The sequence below is a fragment of the Citrobacter sp. Cpo061 genome (assembly GCF_030332845.1).
Lineage (GTDB): Bacteria > Pseudomonadota > Gammaproteobacteria > Enterobacterales > Enterobacteriaceae > Citrobacter > Citrobacter portucalensis.
This window is the reverse complement of sequence record NZ_JAOWHB010000005.1, coordinates 1-19,486: the sequence shown is the minus strand read 5'-3', so window position 1 is coordinate 19,486 and position 19,486 is coordinate 1. Positions and strand designations below refer to the sequence as shown.

The 19,486-nt window shown below is 52.3% G+C and carries 15 protein-coding genes and 1 riboswitch; of the genes, 8 read left to right on the top strand and 7 right to left on the bottom strand.

From position 1 onward, the window contains the following. Window positions 1-6 precede the first annotated feature (6 nt). The 5 genes from fsa to argE all read right to left on the bottom strand — a co-directional run bounded on the left by fsa (window position 7) and on the right by argE (window position 7,943). Window positions 7-669: a fructose-6-phosphate aldolase gene (gene fsa / locus OGX97_RS00090; RefSeq protein ID WP_020996106.1), complete on the bottom strand. Its 663-nt coding sequence runs from the start codon at window positions 667-669 to the stop codon at window positions 7-9. Window positions 670-914: 245 nt separating this feature from the next. Beyond that, complete coding sequence (locus OGX97_RS00085) at window positions 915-1,775, bottom strand: helix-turn-helix transcriptional regulator (protein ID WP_191226552.1); 861 nt, start codon at window positions 1,773-1,775, stop codon at window positions 915-917. Between the two features lie 151 nt (window positions 1,776-1,926). After that, complete coding sequence (locus OGX97_RS00080) at window positions 1,927-3,660, bottom strand: phosphoethanolamine transferase CptA (protein ID WP_008787054.1); 1,734 nt, start codon at window positions 3,658-3,660, stop codon at window positions 1,927-1,929. Window positions 3,661-3,870: 210 nt separating this feature from the next. After that, window positions 3,871-6,522, bottom strand: coding sequence for a phosphoenolpyruvate carboxylase (gene ppc, locus OGX97_RS00075; protein WP_008787055.1), 2,652 nt, complete (start codon window positions 6,520-6,522; stop codon window positions 3,871-3,873). A gap of 269 nt (window positions 6,523-6,791) precedes the next feature. Next, complete coding sequence (argE, locus tag OGX97_RS00070; protein ID WP_137378325.1) at window positions 6,792-7,943, bottom strand: acetylornithine deacetylase; 1,152 nt, start codon at window positions 7,941-7,943, stop codon at window positions 6,792-6,794. Window positions 7,944-8,098: 155 nt separating this feature from the next. On the opposite strand from argE, the gene argC reads away from it, so the two are divergent. From argC to oxyR, 4 genes are all read left to right on the top strand, one after another. After that, window positions 8,099-9,103, top strand: coding sequence for an N-acetyl-gamma-glutamyl-phosphate reductase (gene argC, locus OGX97_RS00065; protein WP_279851049.1), 1,005 nt, complete (start codon window positions 8,099-8,101; stop codon window positions 9,101-9,103). A 10-nt stretch (window positions 9,104-9,113) separates the two neighbouring features. Next, window positions 9,114-9,887: an acetylglutamate kinase gene (gene argB / locus OGX97_RS00060; protein ID WP_003028854.1), complete on the top strand. Its 774-nt coding sequence runs from the start codon at window positions 9,114-9,116 to the stop codon at window positions 9,885-9,887. Between the two features lie 108 nt (window positions 9,888-9,995). Next, window positions 9,996-11,366: an argininosuccinate lyase gene (gene argH / locus OGX97_RS00055; protein ID WP_048237070.1), complete on the top strand. Its 1,371-nt coding sequence runs from the start codon at window positions 9,996-9,998 to the stop codon at window positions 11,364-11,366. A 332-nt stretch (window positions 11,367-11,698) separates the two neighbouring features. Beyond that, window positions 11,699-12,616, top strand: coding sequence for a DNA-binding transcriptional regulator OxyR (oxyR, locus tag OGX97_RS00050; RefSeq protein ID WP_008787060.1), 918 nt, complete (start codon window positions 11,699-11,701; stop codon window positions 12,614-12,616). On the opposite strand, the gene sthA is transcribed toward oxyR, so the two are convergent. Continuing rightward, the gene (sthA, locus tag OGX97_RS00045; protein ID WP_003028860.1) at window positions 12,599-13,999 is read right to left on the bottom strand and encodes a Si-specific NAD(P)(+) transhydrogenase; all 1,401 of its coding nucleotides are present in this window, start codon (window positions 13,997-13,999) and stop codon (window positions 12,599-12,601) included. The genes oxyR and sthA overlap by 18 nt on opposite strands. A gap of 191 nt (window positions 14,000-14,190) precedes the next feature. On the opposite strand from sthA, the gene fabR reads away from it, so the two are divergent. Together fabR and OGX97_RS00035 are read left to right on the top strand one after the other, a co-directional pair. Continuing rightward, entirely contained in the window at window positions 14,191-14,826 is a 636-nt protein-coding gene (gene fabR / locus OGX97_RS00040) for an HTH-type transcriptional repressor FabR (protein ID WP_003028862.1), read from the top strand. A gap of 15 nt (window positions 14,827-14,841) precedes the next feature. Next, window positions 14,842-15,201, top strand: coding sequence for a YijD family membrane protein (locus tag OGX97_RS00035; protein ID WP_003825114.1), 360 nt, complete (start codon window positions 14,842-14,844; stop codon window positions 15,199-15,201). Window positions 15,202-15,273: 72 nt separating this feature from the next. On the opposite strand, the gene trmA is transcribed toward OGX97_RS00035, so the two are convergent. Next, complete coding sequence (gene trmA / locus OGX97_RS00030) at window positions 15,274-16,374, bottom strand: tRNA (uridine(54)-C5)-methyltransferase TrmA (RefSeq protein ID WP_100271667.1); 1,101 nt, start codon at window positions 16,372-16,374, stop codon at window positions 15,274-15,276. A 115-nt stretch (window positions 16,375-16,489) separates the two neighbouring features. Continuing rightward, window positions 16,490-16,676, top strand: a riboswitch (cobalamin riboswitch). Window positions 16,677-16,741: 65 nt separating this feature from the next. On the opposite strand from trmA, the gene btuB reads away from it, so the two are divergent. Both btuB and murI read left to right on the top strand, forming a co-directional pair. After that, window positions 16,742-18,598: a TonB-dependent vitamin B12 receptor BtuB gene (btuB, locus tag OGX97_RS00025; protein WP_032945649.1), complete on the top strand. Its 1,857-nt coding sequence runs from the start codon at window positions 16,742-16,744 to the stop codon at window positions 18,596-18,598. Next, entirely contained in the window at window positions 18,543-19,394 is an 852-nt protein-coding gene (murI, locus tag OGX97_RS00020; protein WP_235125900.1) for a glutamate racemase, read from the top strand. The genes btuB and murI overlap by 56 nt, the downstream gene beginning before the upstream one ends. Window positions 19,395-19,486 lie beyond the last annotated feature (92 nt).

The following is a 19,486-nucleotide window of genomic DNA, read 5'->3' as shown; positions in this document are numbered from 1 at the left end:
TTTCCCTCACAGGTTGATGTGACCAAATGCGTTGTTCCAGTCCTGCTCAAACTTCTCTATTGCTGACTCTACCGCAGGGGTATTGAGCATTTGTTGCGCTACGTCTAATGGCAGGGTGATAGCTTCACATCCTGCCAGTAAGCAATCCAGCGCCTGACGCGGGGTTTTAAAGCTGGCTGCCAGTACCATGCTGTTTGGCGCATGCAACTCCAGTAACGTTTGCAGTTCTTGTACTGTGCGAATCCCATCGCCGCCCTGTGCGTCGATACGGTTAACGTAAGGCGCGATATATTTGGCTCCTGCCAGCGCAGCCAGTAGCCCCTGAGAAGCACTGTAAACGGCGGTTCCCAGCGTGGTGATACCCTCTTTTTTCAGCATCTTAATCGCGGCCAGACCTTCGGATGTCACCGGGATTTTCACTACCAGACCGGGCACTGCATTGCTCAGGCGTTTGGCTTCTTCCACCATGCCCTGCGCCTCGCGGCTCATGGTTTGGGCAAACAAAATACCCTCTTCGCCGATGGCGTTTTGCAGGCGTGGCAGTACATCCCAGATAGATTCTTTGCTTGCCGCCACAATGCTTGGGTTGGTGGTAACACCCGCGATAGGGAAGATGCGTGCCAGACGTTCAACTTCCGCGACGTTGGCGGTATCAAGGTAAAGTTCCATACAAAACACCCTCTTCGTTTTCTATTAGCAACCCGTTGCCGGAATGCTTTGCTGTGAACAGGATAAGAGTGTTTCTCCACACCGCGCTATCTGACAAATTTGTCAAAAGCTGGATAAATGTAATGTATCTAGAAAAATGAGAGATACTTCACATATCAGTTTTAGGTGAGTTTATTCTGGCAAAATGGGTAATGGATTTCTTTTTTGATATTACAAAAATCCAGTGAATGTTATTTTTGTCTTCTTTATTGCTGGCAGATATTTTTCTCCGTCAATTGGCTGTGGTATTGCCGACGGTATTCTGATGGTGAACGTTCTGTATTTTTGCGAAACAGGCGGCAGAAGTAGTTGCTGTCAACAAACCCACAAATGTGCGCCACCTCTTTAATCTTCAATTCGTAACCCTTCAACAGCGTTTTTGCGTGTTCCAGTCGCGTGTGGTTCAGGTATTCGTTAAAACCGATAGCGCCCGTTTTTTGAAAAAGGTGGGAAAGATAATTGGGTGAGATGTAGAACGCCTGCGCGACGGATTCTCGGGTGAGCGGTGAAGCGTAGCGTTCGTCAATATAGTTGCGAATGGCTTCGAAAAGCGCCTGGCTGCGTGATGCGGTTTGGATCTGGCTGCCGAGCAGATCGCGGCAGTGGCTCAGTAAGCTTGCAACGATTAGCCTGGCGGTTTGCTGCTCCTGCGGCTGCATCTGCATTTCATTGAGCGTTTGCAGCAGGAATGAGCCAATACGCGGTCCACGGCGCGCGACGTGCTGGCGGGTAAGGTTTTGATATTGCTTACCGTCCCACTGAACGATGCTAAAACCCAGTTGCTGTTTGCCAAATAAGATACTGAGCGTGGTCACCGGTGTGAGCCACTGTGGAAAGTTCCAGCCACCAGCCGGAACGAACAAGGCATCGCAAGGCTGTAACGTCGCGGATGCGCCAGCAACACCGTTATCGGTGAATTCACCTTCCAGCACAATCTCCAGTCGGGGAAAATCGACCTGATACGCCAGTTCCGGCGTTGAGCTACTGGTGCTGGCAAAGTAAATCTGCCGCAGCGGTGTGGGGCCGTTGATCAGGCGAGAGAGCAGGTGGCTGATGTCGTGATACATGTTAATCCCTTGCAGGCAGCAGACAGGGAAACAGTAACGTTGAAAACAATCGCCCTCAAGTGATTATTGCCGGATGGCGGCTAATGCCTTATCCGGCCTACAAGTCTTTGCGAGCTGTAGGCCGGATAAGCGTAGCGCATCCGGCAGACTGTTACTGATTACCGATTTGATCGCCGTAAGGCAGGGTATCGTAATCAATCAGGGCATTCTTTTTGTACGGGTTGCCAATCCAGCGGGTCGTCTCTTTGAACTGCGGGCTGGTAATGGCACGAGTTGGATCGAAACCATCATAGGTGAAGCCCGCTAAATCAGACCAGGTGTGGATAAGCTCTGAGCTGCTGTATTTACGATTCACATCCTGTGAGAAGTCACGCGGGTGTGCGGCCTGCCATTTTTCCGAGGTCCACAGCAGGAACGGCACCGTATACATATGGCGCGTTGGGTTGTCTTCATTACGACCCTGCGTTTTATGCGGTGGCGTATCGTATACCTCTTCTCCATGATCGGAGAAGTACAGCAGGAAGCCGTTCGGATCGGTCGCTTTATAGTCTTTGATCAGACTGGCAATGATATGGTCATTGTAGACATTCGCGCTGTCGTAATCGTTGTAGGCTTCCAGCTCATCGTCACTCAGGCCTGCGGGCACATTGTCGACATTATTGTCGAACTTACCCTGACCATCCGGATAGCGGAATTTGTACTTAATATGCGTTCCCAGCAGGTGCACGATGATGAACTTTTTCGGTGCAGGGTCGGCCAGTACTTCTTTAAACGGTGCCAGCACGTTGCTGTCATATTCGCGCGCACTTTGTGTACGCTGCTGGTTCATATAGAACTGTTTATCCGTCTGCTTAGAGAACACCGTCAGCATGGTGTTGCGGGCGGTCATCGTCTGCTGATTGGTGATCCAGAAGGTTTTATAACCTGCCTGTTTCATCATGTTCATCAGGGACGGCTGAGTCAGATACAGATCCGGGTTCTTCTCGTTGGCAAAGGTCAGCGCCTGCTGCAGGATTTCAATGGTGTACGGACGGGAGGTCACGACATTATTGAACACGGTGAAGTTAGGATCGGATTTATGCAGTGCATCCAGTTCCGGCGTTGTTTCGCGTGGGTAACCGTACAGGCTCATGCGGCCACGTTGCGTTGATTCGCCAATCACCAGTACCAGCGTACGCGGTGCATCACCTGAGCTGTCTTTAAAGTTGGCCAACGGCGGCAGGGCATTGTTCTCATTCAGCAGGCTGTTCAGCGCGGTCAACTGCTGACGATACTGATAATAACCAGAGATGAATTGCCATGGCGCAGCTGGTTCCATGCGTGAGGCGAGACCATTCAACGTTTTTTCAAATGGTTTATGTTTGATAAACGTGTTCACCGTCATCGGATGCAGAATCAAACCGTATAACAGTGCAAACGACACCAGATAGCGCCAGGGCGATGGAATATGCACAGGACGCAGACGTGTCCATAGCAGAATTGCCACAGCTGTATAGGCCAGCGCAATCAAGACAATCTTCAGACTGAAATACTGGCTCAGATATTCGCTGGCTTCGTTCGCATTGGTTTCAAACATTACGTACAGAACGCTTTGCGAGAACTCTTGTCCGTAAATGACGTAATAGCTTAGAGCAGCCAGCGAGGCTGCCCATAGCATTACGCCAATGACGGCAGCAATAACGCGGATACGGTTTGGAAATAAGAATACCGGAATCAACCACAGCGAACTGAACAGCAAGGAGTCGCGTAAACCATTAGTTCCGCTATAGCCGGATAAGAGAATAACGACCTGGAGTAAACTGGAAAAAAAACAAAAATAGAGGAGCGCCCAGCCCAGGGCTTTCCAGCTAAATTTAGGTTTAGACTGGGGGTGTAAGGATTGCATAATGTAAGCCTGTCTTTAATTGTAGCGCCAAGAGTAGCACTTAAACATTAAGAGGAACTGAAGCATCACGATCTTAGGATCGTGTTTTGCCATCTTTATATTCATTTGGTGAATATATTCGAGGGGGAATATATTGAAAATGAAGTGGTTGTAACAGCGGTTTTTGCCGTCGCCTCCGAATAATAGCACGAAGGCGACGGGGGAGGGACGTTAGCCTGTATTGCGCATACCAGCGGCGACACCAGCGATTGTGACCATCAATGCTTGTTCTACGCGTGGGTCCGGTGCATTGCCTTGCTCTTCCGCCAGGCGTGAGCGGTGTAACAGCTCTGCCTGTAATACGTTTAGCGGGTCAGTATAAATATTTCTTAACTGAATGGACTCGGCAATCCACGGCAGGTCGGCCATCAAATGTGAGTCGTTGGCAATCGCCAGTACGACATCGATATCTGCTGCCAGGCGTTGGCGTAGCTCTGCACCCAACGGCCACAGATCTTTTTTGACCAGGCGCTGATCGTAATACTCTGCCAGCCACAGGTCTGCTTTCGCGAAAACCATTTCCAGCATGCCAAGGCGTGTGGAGAAGAATGGCCAGTCGCGGCACATGGCTTCAAGTTCGCTTTGCTTGCCGTCTTCAACCACTTTTTGCAGCGCGGTACCTGCACCCAGCCAGGCCGGGAGCATCAGGCGGTTCTGCGTCCAGGCGAAGATCCACGGAATGGCGCGCAGAGACTCTACCCCGCCGGTCGGACGGCGTTTTGCCGGACGTGAACCGAGCGGGAGTTTACCCAGTTCCTGCTCCGGTGTCGCTGAGCGGAAATAAGGGACGAAGTCTTTGTTTTCACGCACATATCCACGATAGAGCTCGCAGGAAATATCGGAAAGCTCATCCATGATATGACGCCAGCTATCTTTCGGTTCTGGCGGTGGTAACAGGTTGGCCTCCAGAATTGCTCCGGTGTACAGCGACAGGCTGCTGATGGTCACTTCCGGCAGGCCGTACTTAAAGCGGATCATCTCCCCTTGTTCTGTCACGCGCAGACCGCCTTTCAGGCTGCCCGGCGGTTGAGAGAGTAGCGCCGCATGGGCAGGCGCGCCGCCGCGACCAATGGAACCACCGCGACCGTGGAACAGCGTCAGTTCGATACCGGCTTTTTCGCAGGTTTTGATTAGCGCGTCCTGAGCCTGGTATTGCGCCCAGGAGGCCGCCATCACGCCCGCGTCTTTTGCGGAATCAGAGTAGCCAATCATGACCATCTGTTTGCCCTGAATAAAGCCGCGGTACCAGTCGATATTTAAAAGTTGAGACATGACGTCATCGGCATTGTTGAGGTCGTCCAGCGTTTCAAATAGCGGAGCGACCGGCATAGCAAAACCAATTCCGGCTTCTTTCAGCAGCAGATGCACGGCCAGCACATCCGATGGAGTTTTCGCCATCGAGATAACATAGGCGGCAATGGAGCCATATGGGGCTTCGGCAATGACCCGACAGGTGTCGAGCACTTCGCGGGTGTCGTTGCTCGGTTCCCAGTTACGCGGCAGGAGCGGACGCTTGGAATTCAGTTCGCGGATCAGGAAAGCCTGTTTATCCGCTTCCGACCAGTTTTCGTAGTCGCCAATGCCCAGATAACGGGTCAGTTCGCCCAGGGCTTCAGTATGACGGGTGCTTTCCTGGCGAATATCAATACGCACCAGCGGCACACCGAAACACTTCACGCGCCTAAGGGTGTCGAGCAATTCGCCATTGGCGATGATGCCCATGCCACAGGACTGCAGAGACTGGTAGCACGCGTAAAGTGGGTCCCAGAGCTGTTCGTTTTGGGTGAGAAGTCCCGCAGGTTTCGGCAATTTCTCGCCTTTCAGACGGGCTTCAAGCCAGGCCTGGGTTGCCATCAGACGAGAACGCAGGGTTTTCATCAGATAGCGATAAGGTTCAGCTGCACCTTCTTCGCCTACCAGCGCCATCAGCTCCGGCGTGGCATCAACCATCGACAGCTCAGAAATCAGAAACTGGATGTCTTTCAGGAACAGGTCTGTCGCTTTCCAGCGGCTGAGTAATAGCACGTGACGGGTGATATCTGCCGTTACGTTCGGGTTACCATCACGGTCACCGCCCATCCAGGAAGTAAATCGAACCGGGACAAAATCAACCGGCAGCTTATAACCCAGATGCTCTTCCAGTTGTTCATTCAGCTCGCGCAGGTAGTTCGGTACACCTTCCCACAGGCTGTTTTCAACTACCGCGAAACCCCATTTGGCTTCATCAACCGGGCTTGGGCGCAGCTTGCGGATCTCATCCGTATGCCAGGACTGGGCAATGAGCTGACGCAGACGGCGCATCAGTTGGTTGCGTTCATAATCGACGAGGTCTTTGTTATCAAGCTGCTTGAGGCAGGCGTTCACTTCACCCATTTTATGGATCAGCGTACGACGAGTGATCTCGGTCGGGTGGGCGGTGAGTACCAGCTCCAGAGAGAGTGATTCTACGGCTTTCTTGATGGTGGCGTCATTGAGGTTGGGCTGCTCTTTCAGTTTACGCAGAGTGCGAGCAATCACTTCCGGGTTGCTGGCTGCTTCGCCTTTTGGCGAAATGCTGTGGTATTGCTCGGCGGTGTTGGCCAGGTTCAGGAACTGGCTAAATGCGCGGGCAACCGGCAGCAGCTCGTCGTTAGACAGATTTTGCAGTGTGGTGAGCAATTCCTGGCGATTAACTTCATTGCCAGCGCGAGATGATTTGGACAGCTTACGAATTGTTTCTACGCGATCAAGAATGTTCTCTCCCAGCGCATCCTTGATGGTCTCTCCCAGCACTTTGCCGAGCATACTGACATTACTACGCAACGCGGAATATTGTTCGTTCATATTAACCCAGACACCCCATCTATTGTGAATATGTCCTGTATCTTTCGCGCCTGACTATCACGCGAAATCTTGCGGACTTAACTTTTTAGCCGTCTTTTATAAAGCCACGTAAAACACGTGACGTCAATTGCTGCGAAATCGGTTCAGCAAACGAATAAATGCCGTGAATTTACGTTATTTAATTCACATCCAATCAAATAAGCGTTGCTTATGGAAATGTTAAAAAATCACCCCACTTACCACTAAAGGATTAGCGGGGTGACAAGCAGTTAATGCCAGCAGAAATGATGCACAACCTGGGTGATTAATTCGCGAGTTGGCTTAATAAAGCGTGTTTCCAGATATTCATCCGGCTGATGCGCCTGATTAATAGAACCTGGACCCAATACCAGCGTCGGGCAAAGCGTCTGGATAAATGGCGCTTCGGTGCAGTAGTTCACCACTTCAGTCTGTGCGCCCAGCAGTTTCTCAACCACCTCTACCAGTTGATGGTCAGGCGGACACTCATAGCCTGGAATCGGTGGATGCAGTTCCGATACGGTCAGGCGGCCCGGCCAGCGTTCGCTGACAGGGGCCAGCGCTTCGTTAAGTAACCCATTGAGATCGTTTAGCGTCATACCTGGTAGCGGGCGAATATCCATATGCAGTTCGCAGCAGGCGCAGATTCGGTTGGCGGCGTCGCCACCGTGGATGTGGCCCAAATTTAACGTTGGATACGGAACGGTAAAGGCATCATGGTGATAGCGCGCTTTCAGGTCATCGCGCAGATGCATGATATGGCCGATGGCATCATGCATCAGTTCAATCGCATTAACGCCACGTGCCGGATCGCTTGAATGACCCGATTGTCCCAGAATGCGTATCGCATTAGAGATATGACCTTTGTGTGCGCGAACCGGTTGCAGTGAAGTGGGTTCGCCAATAATCGCGCAGTCTGGGCGCAGAGCAGTGGTTTCAGAAAAGTAGCGAGCTCCCGCCATGCTGGTCTCTTCGTCAGCAGTGGCCAGAATGTAGAGGGGCTTTTTCAGCTTCGTGACGTCGACATCACGCAACGCGTCGAGGATAAAGGCGAAGAAGCCTTTCATGTCCGCCGTACCCAAACCATAGAGCTTATTGTCATGCTCGGTTAGGGTGAACGGATCGCGCGTCCAGCGTCCGTCGTCAAAGGGTACGGTATCGGTATGGCCCGCCAACAACAGACCACCAGAGCCCTGTCCAATGCTCGCCAGCATATTGAATTTATTCCGCGTATCGGGAACCGGCTGGACCTCCACATTGAAGCCTAAATCTTTAAACCAGCCCGCCAACAGAGTGATTAAACCTGCATTGCTTTGATCGAGCGCTTCTTCGGTAGCGCTAATCGATGGCGTGGCAATCAGAGCGCGGTAAATCTCGATAAATGGCGGTAAATTGTTTTTCATTGTTGACACACCTCGGGTCATGATAGTATCAATATTCATGCAGTATTTGTGAATAAAAATACATTAACGTTGAGCGTAATAAAACCCACCAAGTGTAAGGTGAGGTGATAAAGGCTTATACCTGGCAACAGAATCTAAGAAGGTGAGCAGCCCCGATGTTGAATACGCTGATTGTGGGCGCCAGTGGCTATGCCGGCGCAGAGCTTGTGACCTATGTAAATCGCCATCCTGATATGACCATAACCGCTTTGACCGTCTCAGCGCAAAGCAATGATGCAGGAAAATTAATCTCCGATTTGCATCCGCAGTTGAAAGGCATTGTCGATTTACCGTTGCAGCCAATGTCAGATATCAGCGAGTTTAGCGCAGGGGTGGATGTTGTGTTCCTCGCAACGGCTCATGAGGTAAGTCATGACCTGGCTCCGCAGTTTTTGCAGGCCGGTTGCGTGGTGTTTGACCTCTCTGGCGCGTTTCGCGTAAATGACGGCGCGTTCTATGAAAAATATTATGGTTTTACCCATCAGCATCCCGATCTGCTTGAGCAGGCAGTTTACGGGCTGGCGGAATGGAACGAAGACCAACTGAAAGAAGCGAATCTGATTGCTGTGCCGGGTTGTTACCCGACGGCGGCGCAGCTTTCGCTGAAACCACTGATTGATGCCGGGCTGTTGGATCTCAAGCAGTGGCCGGTAATTAATGCGACCAGCGGCGTAAGCGGTGCGGGCCGTAAAGCGGCTATCTCTAACAGTTTTTGCGAAGTAAGCCTGCAACCGTATGGCGTGTTTACCCATCGTCATCAGCCGGAAATCGCTACTCACCTGGGGGCTGAAGTGATTTTCACCCCGCATCTGGGCAACTTCCCGCGCGGAATTCTGGAAACTATCACTTGCCGCCTTAAAGCGGGTGTAACTTATGCTCAGGTAGCGCAGACGCTGCAACAGGCGTATGGCGATAAACCGCTGGTGCGTCTGTATGACAAAGGGGTTCCAGCGCTGAAGAATGTGGTTGGATTACCATTCTGTGATATCGGGTTTGCTGTGCAGGGTGAGCATCTGATCGTTGTGGCGACGGAAGACAACTTATTGAAAGGCGCGGCGGCACAGGCGATGCAGTGCGCAAATATTCGTTTTGGCTTTGCCCAAACGCAGTCTCTTATTTAAGGGTGCAACAATGAATCCATTAATTATCAAGCTGGGCGGCGTTTTACTGGATAGCGAAGAGGCGCTGGAGCGTCTGTTTACCGCACTGGTGAATTATCGTGAGTCGCACCAGCGTCCGCTGGTCATTGTGCACGGCGGCGGCTGCGTGGTCGACGAGCTGATGAAGCAGCTGAATCTGCCGGTGAAAAAGAAAAATGGTCTGCGCGTCACGCCTGCCGATCAAATTGACATTATTACCGGTGCCCTGGCGGGAACGGCGAATAAAACCTTGCTGGCCTGGGCGAAAAAGCATCACATCGCGTCTGTTGGTCTGTATCTTGGCGATGGCGACAGCGTAAAAGTGACGCCGCTCGATAAAGAACTGGGTCATGTTGGACTGGCGCAGCCGGGTTCGCCTAAGCTGATTAACACGCTGCTGGAAAGCGGTTTTCTGCCGGTAGTGAGCTCTATTGGTGTCACTGATGATGGTCTGCTGATGAACGTGAATGCCGATCAGGCTGCAACGGCGCTGGCGGCAACGCTGGGTGCGGATCTGATCCTGCTCTCTGATGTGAGCGGTATTCTGGATGGCAAAGGCCAGCGCATTGCCGAAATGACCGCGGCGAAAGCGGAACAGCTGATTGAACAGGGCATTATTACCGATGGCATGATCGTGAAGGTGAATGCAGCGCTGGATGCCGCGCGTACGCTGGGCCGTCCGGTGGATATCGCCTCCTGGCGTCATGCAGAGCAACTTCCGGCGCTGTTTAACGGCACGCCAATTGGTACGCGTATTCTGGCTTAACTATTAATGTGCCGGATGGCGGCTTCGCCTTATCCGGTCTACGTGGGTTTTGTAGGCTCGGTAAGCGCAGCGCCACCGGGCAAAAATATCATATTAAGGAAATTCGTTATGGCACTTTGGGGTGGGCGTTTTACACAGGCAGCAGATCAGCGGTTCAAACAGTTCAACGACTCGTTGCGTTTTGACTACCGCCTGGCAGAACAGGATATTGTTGGCTCTGTGGCCTGGTCCAAAGCGTTGGTAACGGTCGGTGTACTGACTGCCGATGAACAGCTGCAGTTGGAAGAGGCGCTGAATAACCTGCTGGAAGAGGTTCGCGCGAATCCTCAGCAGATTTTGCAAAGCGATGCCGAAGATATTCACAGTTGGGTGGAAGGTAAGCTGATTGATAAAGTCGGCCAGCTTGGTAAAAAACTGCATACCGGGCGTAGCCGTAATGACCAGGTCGCGACCGATCTCAAGCTGTGGTGCAAAGATACGGTTATCGAATTACTGTCGGCCAATCGTCAGTTGCAAACTGCGCTGGTGGTGACGGCGGAGAATAACCAGGACGCCGTCATGCCGGGTTACACCCACCTGCAACGTGCGCAGCCGGTGACGTTTGCTCACTGGTGTCTGGCCTATGTTGAAATGTTGGCGCGTGACGAGAGCCGTTTGCAGGATGCGCTCAAACGCCTGGACGTCAGTCCGTTAGGCTGCGGCGCGCTGGCGGGTACGGCGTATGAAATCGATCGCGAGCAGTTGGCGGCTTGGTTGGGCTTTGCCTCGGCAACGCGCAACAGCCTGGACAGCGTTTCTGACCGTGACCACGTGCTGGAGTTACTCTCCGACGCCTCTATCGGCATGGTACACCTGTCGCGTTTTGCTGAAGATCTGATTTTCTTTAACACCGGCGAAGCGGGCTTTGTTGAACTCTCCGACCGTGTGACTTCCGGTTCATCTCTGATGCCGCAGAAGAAAAACCCGGATGCGCTGGAGCTGATCCGTGGCAAATGCGGTCGCGTGCAGGGTGCGCTGACCGGCATGATGATGACTTTAAAAGGCCTTCCACTGGCATACAACAAAGATATGCAGGAAGACAAAGAAGGGCTGTTCGACGCGCTCGACACCTGGCTGGACTGTCTGCATATGGCCGCGCTGGTGCTGGATGGAATCCAGGTGAAACGTCCGCGTTGCCAGGAAGCGGCGCAGCAGGGTTATGCTAACGCCACTGAGCTGGCGGATTATCTGGTGGCGAAAGGCGTCCCGTTCCGCGAAGCGCACCATATTGTGGGGGAAACGGTGGTCGAGGCGATTCGTCAGGGCAAACCGCTGGAAGCGCTGTCGCTTGCCGACTTACAAAAGTTCAGCCAGGTGATTGGCGATGACGTTTACCCGATCCTCTCGTTGCAATCGTGTCTGGATAAACGTGCAGCGAAAGGTGGCGTGTCGCCGCAGCAGGTTGCGCAGGCGATCGACTACGCGAAGGCACGCCTGTAGGTCGGATAAGGCGAAGCCGCCATCCGGCACTGTGCGCCGTTCTGCCTGATGGCGCTACGCTTATCAGGCCTACCAAACCATAACCCGGCCGAGCTTTGCGACGCCGGGCTTTTTTTATGCAAAAAAATGCGGACTCAAGGTCCGCAAAAGTTCACGTTGGCTTTAGTTATTTCGAGTATGAGAGAAACTCTCAAACGGACAGTAGCTTCAAGGGTTAAAGGGGTACCGTTCCGTTTCTGTGGTGCATTATTAAACAGAAAGCTTGATAGGGATAATCGTTCGTTGCTATGCTACCTATCGCTACGAACTATCGTGGCGATGGAGGATGAATAATGAATATTCGTGATCTTGAATACCTGGTGGCGCTAGCCGAACATCGTCACTTCCGACGAGCGGCAGACTCCTGTCACGTTAGCCAACCCACGCTGAGCGGGCAGATCCGCAAGCTGGAAGATGAGCTTGGCGTCATGTTGCTGGAGCGTACGAGTCGCAAGGTGCTGTTCACCCAGGCCGGTTTGCTGCTGGTGGATCAGGCGCGCACCGTGCTGCGCGAGGTCAAAGTGCTCAAGGAGATGGCAAGCCAACAAGGCGAGACAATGTCTGGCCCGCTGCATATTGGTTTGATCCCAACGGTGGGGCCATACCTGCTGCCGCATATTATTCCGATGTTGCACCAGACCTTCCCAAAACTGGAGATGTATCTCCATGAAGCGCAGACACATCAGCTGTTGGCGCAACTGGATAGCGGCAAGCTCGACTGCGTCATTCTGGCGCTGGTCAAAGAGAGTGAGGCGTTCATCGAAGTACCGTTATTTGATGAGCCTATGATGCTGGCGATCTATGAAGATCACCCATGGGCAAACCGTGACTGTGTACCGATGTCCGATCTGGCGGGTGAAAAACTGCTGATGCTGGAAGATGGCCACTGTCTGCGCGATCAGGCGATGGGTTTCTGCTTTGAAGCGGGTGCTGATGAAGATACCCATTTTCGGGCAACCAGTCTGGAAACGCTGCGTAACATGGTGGCGGCAGGCAGTGGTATTACCTTACTGCCTGCGCTGGCCGTTCCACCGGAGCGTAAGCGTGATGGTGTCGTTTATCTGCCATGCATTAAACCCGAACCGCGTCGTACGATTGGTCTGGTGTACCGTCCTGGTTCGCCGCTGCGCAGCCGTTATGAACAGCTGGCAGAGGCCATCCGTGGATCAATGGATGGCCATTTCGACAGTGCGTTAAAACAGGCGGTTTAAGCCATTTAGCGCCGCTACCCGATAGGCTTCTGCCATGGTTGGGTAGTTAAAGGTGGTGTTAACGAAGTACTCGATAGTGTTACCACCACCTTTTTGCTCCATTATCGCTTGTCCGATGTGAATAATTTCGGCCGCGCGCTCCCCAAAGCAGTGGATCCCCAAAATCTCTTTGGTTTCGCGATGGAACAGGATCTTCAGCGTTCCGACACTCATACCCACGATTTGTGCACGTGCCAGATGCTTAAACTGGGCACGGCCAACCTCGTATGGAACTTTCATTGCCGTGAGCTGCTGTTCGGTTTTACCAACGGAGCTGATTTCCGGAATGGTGTAAATCCCGGTTGGGATATCTTCGATCAGATGCGCGGTGGCCTCGCCTTTTACCAGTGCCTGGGCGGCAATGCGTCCCTGGTCGTAGGCCGCCGATGCCAGGCTCGGATAACCAATTACATCCCCTACTGCGTACACATGCGGCAGCGCCGTCTGGTACATGCTATTCACTTTGAGCTGCCCGCGGCTGTCGGTTTTCAGACCAATGTTTTCCAGCGCCAGCGAATCGGTATTACCGGTACGGCCATTGGCGTACAGCAGGCAGTCGGCCTTCAGTTTCTTACCGGACTTCAGGTGCATGATGACGCCATCATCGCAACCTTCAATCTTCTCATACTCTTCGTTGTGGCGAATGACCACACCGCTGTTCCAGAAGTGGTAAGAGAGCGAGTCGGACATCTCCTGATCGAGGAATGCCAGCAGACGATCGCGGGTGTTGATTAAATCAACTTTGACGTCCATTCCACGGAAGATCGACGCATATTCACAGCCAATGACCCCTGCGCCATAAATCAGCACATGACGGGGTTCGTGGTGCAGGCTCAGGATAGAGTCACTGTCGTAAACCCGGGGATGCGAAAAGTCGACATCAACAGGGCGATAAGGACGCGAACCGCAGGCAATAACAAACTTATCCGCAGTCAGCGTTTCCACCGTACCGTCGTGACATTCCAGGGCGATCGTGTGTTCATCAACAAAACGAGCATTTCCCTGCAAAATTTCGCAGTGGTTGCGCTCGTAAAATCCTTGCCGCATACGCGTTTGCTGATTAATAACGTTATCAGCGTGGTTGAGAATATCGGCGAAAGAAGAACGAAGGAGTCGGGAGTGGTCGCTGTACAGTGGGTTCTGATTGAATTCAATAATGCGGCTGACGGCGTGGCGGAGTGCTTTCGACGGGATGGTGCCCCAGTGGGTACAGCCTCCGCCGACGTTATGATAGCGCTCAATCACCGCGACGCGCGCTCCTTGCTTAACCAGACCCATTGCCGCGCCTTCGCCGCCGGGACCGGAACCTATTACTATTGCATCGTAATCGTAAGAATGTGACATGGTCAGGCTTACCTGTTCTTATACATAAAAGCAACAGAATAGTAACATCGTTGTTGAGATAACCCAATTATCGTTGTGCTTTTTTGCGAAGTCGAAGCACAAACTGCGCGTAAACAATCATTCACAAAGCCATGCCAACCGCCTAATCTCTGGTATAGTGCCAGCAAGGTATGTGGAAGGATTCAGACATCGTGATGGGCGTTAGAGCGCAACAAAAAGAGAAAACCCGGCGTTCGCTGGTAGAAGCCGCATTTAGTCAACTCAGCGCTGAGCGTAGTTTTGCCAGCCTCAGTTTACGCGAAGTCGCTCGTGAAGCGGGCATTGCGCCAACCTCGTTTTATCGCCATTTCCGCGATGTGGATGAACTCGGCCTGACGATGGTGGACGAGAGCGGTCTGATGCTGCGTCAGTTGATGCGCCAGGCGCGCCAGCGTATCGCGAAGGGCGGGAGTGTGATCCGCACCTCGGTCTCAACATTTATGGAGTTCATCGGCAACAATCCCAACGCCTTCCGTTTATTATTGCGCGAGCGTTCGGGGACATCCGCAGCGTTTCGTGCAGCGGTCGCTCGTGAAATTCAGCACTTCATCGCGGAACTTGCGGACTATCTGGAACTCGAAAACCATATGCCTCGTGCGTTTACTGAAGCGCAAGCCGAAGCCATGGTAACCATTGTGTTCAGCGCCGGGGCAGAAGCACTGGATGTTGGCGCTGAACAGCGCCGACAGCTGGAAGAGCGGCTGGTATTGCAACTACGCATGATCGCGAAAGGCGCATTTTATTGGTACCGCCGTGAACAAGAGAAGATGACGCACCACTCCGAGTAACGAGAAGGACAAGCAATGAAACAGTCAGGTCAAGATAAAGGTACGCTGCTGCTGGCGCTGGTTGCTGGCTTATCGATCAATGGTACATTTGCGGCGCTGTTTAGCTCCATTGTGCCATTCTCAGTATTCCCGATCATTTCGCTGGTGCTGACGGTGTATTGTCTGCATCAACGCTATCAGAACCGCACCATGCCTGTGGGATTGCCGGGCCTGGCTGCCGCCTGCTTTATCCTCGGCGTTCTGTTGTACAGCACCGTGGTACGCGCTGAATATCCGGATATCGGCTCTAACTTCTTCCCGGCGGTACTGTCTGTGATTCTGGTGTTCTGGATCGGCTTTAAAGTGCGTAACCGTAAGCAGGAAATAGCAGAGTAACAGTTGTAACTGTAGGCCGGATAAGGCAAAGCCGCCATCCGGCAATCTGAAGCGGCCGGCCTACGTTCAGTTTTACTTCTTGGTTAACAGTACGCCGCACTCCATATGGTGCGTATACGGGAACTGATCGAATAGCGCCAGACGTGAAACATTGTGCGTCTGGCTTAACGTTTCCAGGTTTTTACACAGCGTCTCCGGATTGCAGGAGATGTACAGAATGCGCGGATACGCCTGCACCATTTTCTCCGTTTCGCTGTCCAGACCGCTGCGCGGTGGGTCAACGAAGATAGTTTCACACTGGTAACTCTTTAGATCGATTCCCTGCAAACGGTTGAACTCGCGAACGCCGTTCATCGCCTGAGTAAACTCTTCGGCCGCCATGCGGATTATTTGTACGTTTTCAATCTGGTTAGCCGCAATGTTGTACTGTGCAGCAGCAACGGACGGCTTGGCGATTTCCGTTGCCAGTACGCGGTTGAAGTTTTGTGCCAGGGCTAACGAGAAATTGCCATTGCCGCAATACAGCTCCAGCAGATCGCCTTTTGAGCCCCTGGTGACATCAATCGCCCACTCCAGCATCTGAATATTCATGGCGGCGTTCGGCTGGGTGAAGCTGTTCTCAACCTGGCGATAGATAATCTCTTTACCCGCAACCGGCAGGCGTTCGTCAATGTAGTCCTGATCCAGCTCGATTTTGGTTTTGGTTGCCCGGCCAATCAGATGCACATTCAGGTTTTTCGCCCGTAACGCATCCCGCAGCGTTTCAGCTTCCTGACGCCATTCATCATCCAGCTTTTTATGGTACAGCATCGATACCACCGCCTGATCGCTCAGGGTTGTGAGGTAATCAATCTGAAACAGTTTGTGACGCAGGACGTGGTTGTTGCGAACGCCTTCGATCATTGCCGTCATCAGCGTGTTGATAAGCTCACTGGCTGCCGGGAAGCTGTCGACACGGATACGGTTTTTGGTCTGGCTGTCGAACATGATGTGGTACAGATCATCACCGTCATGCCACAGACGGAATTCCGCGCGCATACGGTAGTGGCTGACCGGTGAGCGAAACACTTCCGGAGCCTGTGCATAAAATGGCGTCATTAAGCTCTGCAGACGCACCACTTTTTCAGCTAACTGTGCGTCGTACTGTTCTGTCGGAAGGTGTTCGGGGGTCATGATGCGTCCTGAAAAATAAAAGTACGCGGGGATTGTAGGGATTGCTCATCAGATGTCCAGTCATTGATGATTTCCGATATTGTGATACGCAGTCTGGACAGTGGGTTGTAACAAACTGTAGCATCCGTTTTCCGGTCCTGTGAGTTAAAAGGGAATCCAGTGTGAATCTGGAGCTGACGCGCAGCGGTAAGGAAGGTAGGGGATGAGCGCACCTGGTGCAGACACTGCGGCATGCCGTGGGAAGTCATCGTCTCTTTAAGTTGCCTCCAAGCCCGAAGACCTGCCGGCTAACGTCGCATCTGGCTTTCATCATCGCGTACTATCGGTGGGACCTGCGGCATCCTTCTTATATTGTGGATGCTTTACAATGATTAAAAAATCGTTGCTGTGCACGGCACTTTCCGTCACGGCATTTTCTGGTTGGGCACAGGATACTAGCCCAGATACTCTCGTTGTTACTGCCAACCGTTTTCAGCAGCCTGTTAATACTGTCCTTGCCCCCACTGATGTGGTGACGCGTGAAGATATTCAGCGCTGGCAGTCAAAAGATCTCAATGATGTCATGCGCCGATTGCCGGGCGTAGATATTTCGCAAAGCGGCGGTATGGGGAAAAGCTCCTCGCTGTATGTTCGCGGTACTGAGTCCCGGCATGTGCTGGTATTGATTGATGGAGTGCCGATGGCGCGTGCGGGCATCGGTAATGCGATTGATATTGGTCAGATTCCGGTATCGTTGGTGCAACGTGTTGAATATATTCGCGGGCCGCGTTCAGCTGTGTACGGATCTGGTGCGATCGGTGGTGTGATGAACATCATTACGATGAGTAATGAAGAGAAATCACAGATCAACGCAGGTATGGGGACTGATGGTTATCAGACCTACGACGGCACGATAAATAAACGATTTGGTGACACGATGGTGACGGCGGCTGGCGCTTACCAGACGACCAAAGGTTTTAACATTCAACCTGACTCCCCTTACAGCGGCGACAGCGATCGCGATGGTTATCGCAACAAACTGTTCTGGGGCGGCTTGCAGCACAAGTTTAACGATAACTTCTCCGGTTTCTTCCGTGGTTACGGCTACACGGCGAATAGCGATTACGATCAGGGCTCTTATGGCTATGCTGGCGGTAATGACGAAGCTCAGAATTACACTCAGTCCTGGGATTCCGGCCTTCGTTACAGCTCAGGTATCTATTCCGCCCAACTGATTGCTAACTACCAGCATCTCAAAGATTACAACTATAGCAATCAACTCGGTCGTTATGCGGGGGATGCTACGCTGGATAATATGGAACAGCGCTATATTCAGTGGGGAAATAACGTTGAGGTTGGGCATGGAGCGATTAGCGGTGGTGTCGACTGGAAACAAGAAAAGCTGACTTCCAGTAGTACCACGAAATCGGACGCTTATAAACGTGATACGACCGGACTTTATCTAACTGGGCAACAACAAATTGATAGCGTCACGCTGGAAGCCTCAGGCCGTGAAGATCATGATGAACAATTCGGCTGGCATGGCACCTGGCAGACTGCTGCAGGCTGGGAGTTTGTTGATGGCTACCGTGCAACGCTCTCTTATGGCACAGGTTTCCTGGCTCCTTCACTTGGTCAGCAATACGGGGCTACGCGTTTTGCCTCTTCCTATGGGCCGGGTATTGCAGCCAACCCGAATTTGAAACCGGAAGAATCTAAACAGTGGGAAGCAGGGATTGATGGATTGACAGGGCCGCTTGATTGGCGTCTTTCTGCATATCATTATGAAATTCAAAACCTGATCGATTACAAGAATAACCAGTATGTCAACGTTAAGTCAGCCACGATTAAAGGGCTGGAATGGACTGGGAATGTTACGACTGGCCCAGTAGATCATCACCTGACGCTACAGTATGTTGATCCGCGGGATGATGATACGAATAAGGTACTCTATCGCCGAGCAAAACAGCAGGTTAAGTATGAGTTAACTGGGCAGGTTCAGGACTTGGGGTGGAACGTTGCTTATCAATATATAGGTGAACGTTACGATAATGATTATGACAATAATCGTGATGTTAAATTGGGCGGCGTCAGCTTGTGGGATATCGGAGTGTCATATCCAATCACCTCACAGCTGACAGTTCGTGGTAAAATCGCCAACCTGTTCGATAAAGATTACGAGACAGTTTATGGCTACGCAACTGCAGGACGGGAATACACCTTGTCTGGCAGCTACACCTTCTGATCCCCGTCCCACCGTGCTGGTGTTTGATTCCGGCGTCGGTGGGTTGTCGGTCTATGACGAGATCCGGCGTCTTCTGCCGGATCTCCACTATATCTACGCTTTCGACAACGTCGCTTTTCCTTATGGAGAGAAGAGCGAGGGGTTTATCGTCGAGCGTGTTGTTGAGATTGTGACTGCGGTCCAGCAGCGCTATCCCCTCTCTCTTGCGGTCATCGCGTGTAATACAGCAAGCACGGTGTCGCTCCCTGCGTTACGTGAGAAATTTGCATTCCCGGTTGTGGGCGTGGTGCCTGCGATTAAACCGGCAGCGCGACTCACGGCGAACGGTGTTGTGGGGCTACTGGCTACACGTGCAACGGTGAAGCGGTCGTATACCCATGAGCTGATTGCGCGATTCGCTAACGAATGCCAAATTGCAATGTTGGGTTCTGCTGAGCTGGTGGAACTTGCGGAAGCGAAGCTGCACGGTGAAACAGTTTCTCTGGAAGAGCTGCGGCGTATTCTGCGTCCGTGGCTGCGGATGTCTGAACCACCTGACACAGTAGTGCTCGGTTGCACTCATTTCCCTCTATTACAGGAAGAGCTTTTACAGGTCCTGCCCGAGGGGACGAGACTGGTGGATTCTGGTGCCGCGATAGCGCGCCGCACGGCCTGGTTGTTAGAGCATGAAGCGCCAGATGCGAAATCAACCGATGAGAACGTCGCATTTTGTATGGCAATGACGACAGAAGCTGAACAATTATTGCCTGTGCTACAGCGCTATGGCTTTAAAACGCTCGAAAAACTGTCAGTTTAAGTGGTTTTGATGAAAAAATACGCACTCGGAAGATTATTTTAAATTTCCCCTTGTCAGCCTGAAATAACTCCCTATAATGCGCCTCCACTGAC

Excerpts from the sequence above, each read along its gene's own strand:
- fsa (WP_020996106.1), bottom strand. The coding sequence starts at position 669 with ATGGAACTTTACCTTGATACCGCCAACGTCGCGGAAGTTGAACGTCTG.
- OGX97_RS00085 (WP_191226552.1), bottom strand. The coding sequence starts at position 1,775 with ATGTATCACGACATCAGCCACCTGCTCTCTCGCCTGATCAACGGCCCC.
- OGX97_RS00080 (WP_008787054.1), bottom strand. The coding sequence starts at position 3,660 with ATGCAATCCTTACACCCCCAGTCTAAACCTAAATTTAGCTGGAAAGCC.
- ppc (WP_008787055.1), bottom strand. The coding sequence starts at position 6,522 with ATGAACGAACAATATTCCGCGTTGCGTAGTAATGTCAGTATGCTCGGC.
- argE (WP_137378325.1), bottom strand. The coding sequence starts at position 7,943 with ATGAAAAACAATTTACCGCCATTTATCGAGATTTACCGCGCTCTGATT.
- argC (WP_279851049.1), top strand. The coding sequence starts at position 8,099 with ATGTTGAATACGCTGATTGTGGGCGCCAGTGGCTATGCCGGCGCAGAG.
- argB (WP_003028854.1), top strand. The coding sequence starts at position 9,114 with ATGAATCCATTAATTATCAAGCTGGGCGGCGTTTTACTGGATAGCGAA.
- argH (WP_048237070.1), top strand. The coding sequence starts at position 9,996 with ATGGCACTTTGGGGTGGGCGTTTTACACAGGCAGCAGATCAGCGGTTC.
- oxyR (WP_008787060.1), top strand. The coding sequence starts at position 11,699 with ATGAATATTCGTGATCTTGAATACCTGGTGGCGCTAGCCGAACATCGT.
- sthA (WP_003028860.1), bottom strand. The coding sequence starts at position 13,999 with ATGTCACATTCTTACGATTACGATGCAATAGTAATAGGTTCCGGTCCC.
- OGX97_RS00035 (WP_003825114.1), top strand. The coding sequence starts at position 14,842 with ATGAAACAGTCAGGTCAAGATAAAGGTACGCTGCTGCTGGCGCTGGTT.
- trmA (WP_100271667.1), bottom strand. The coding sequence starts at position 16,374 with ATGACCCCCGAACACCTTCCGACAGAACAGTACGACGCACAGTTAGCT.
- btuB (WP_032945649.1), top strand. The coding sequence starts at position 16,742 with ATGATTAAAAAATCGTTGCTGTGCACGGCACTTTCCGTCACGGCATTT.
- murI (WP_235125900.1), top strand. The coding sequence starts at position 18,543 with ATGGCTACGCAACTGCAGGACGGGAATACACCTTGTCTGGCAGCTACA.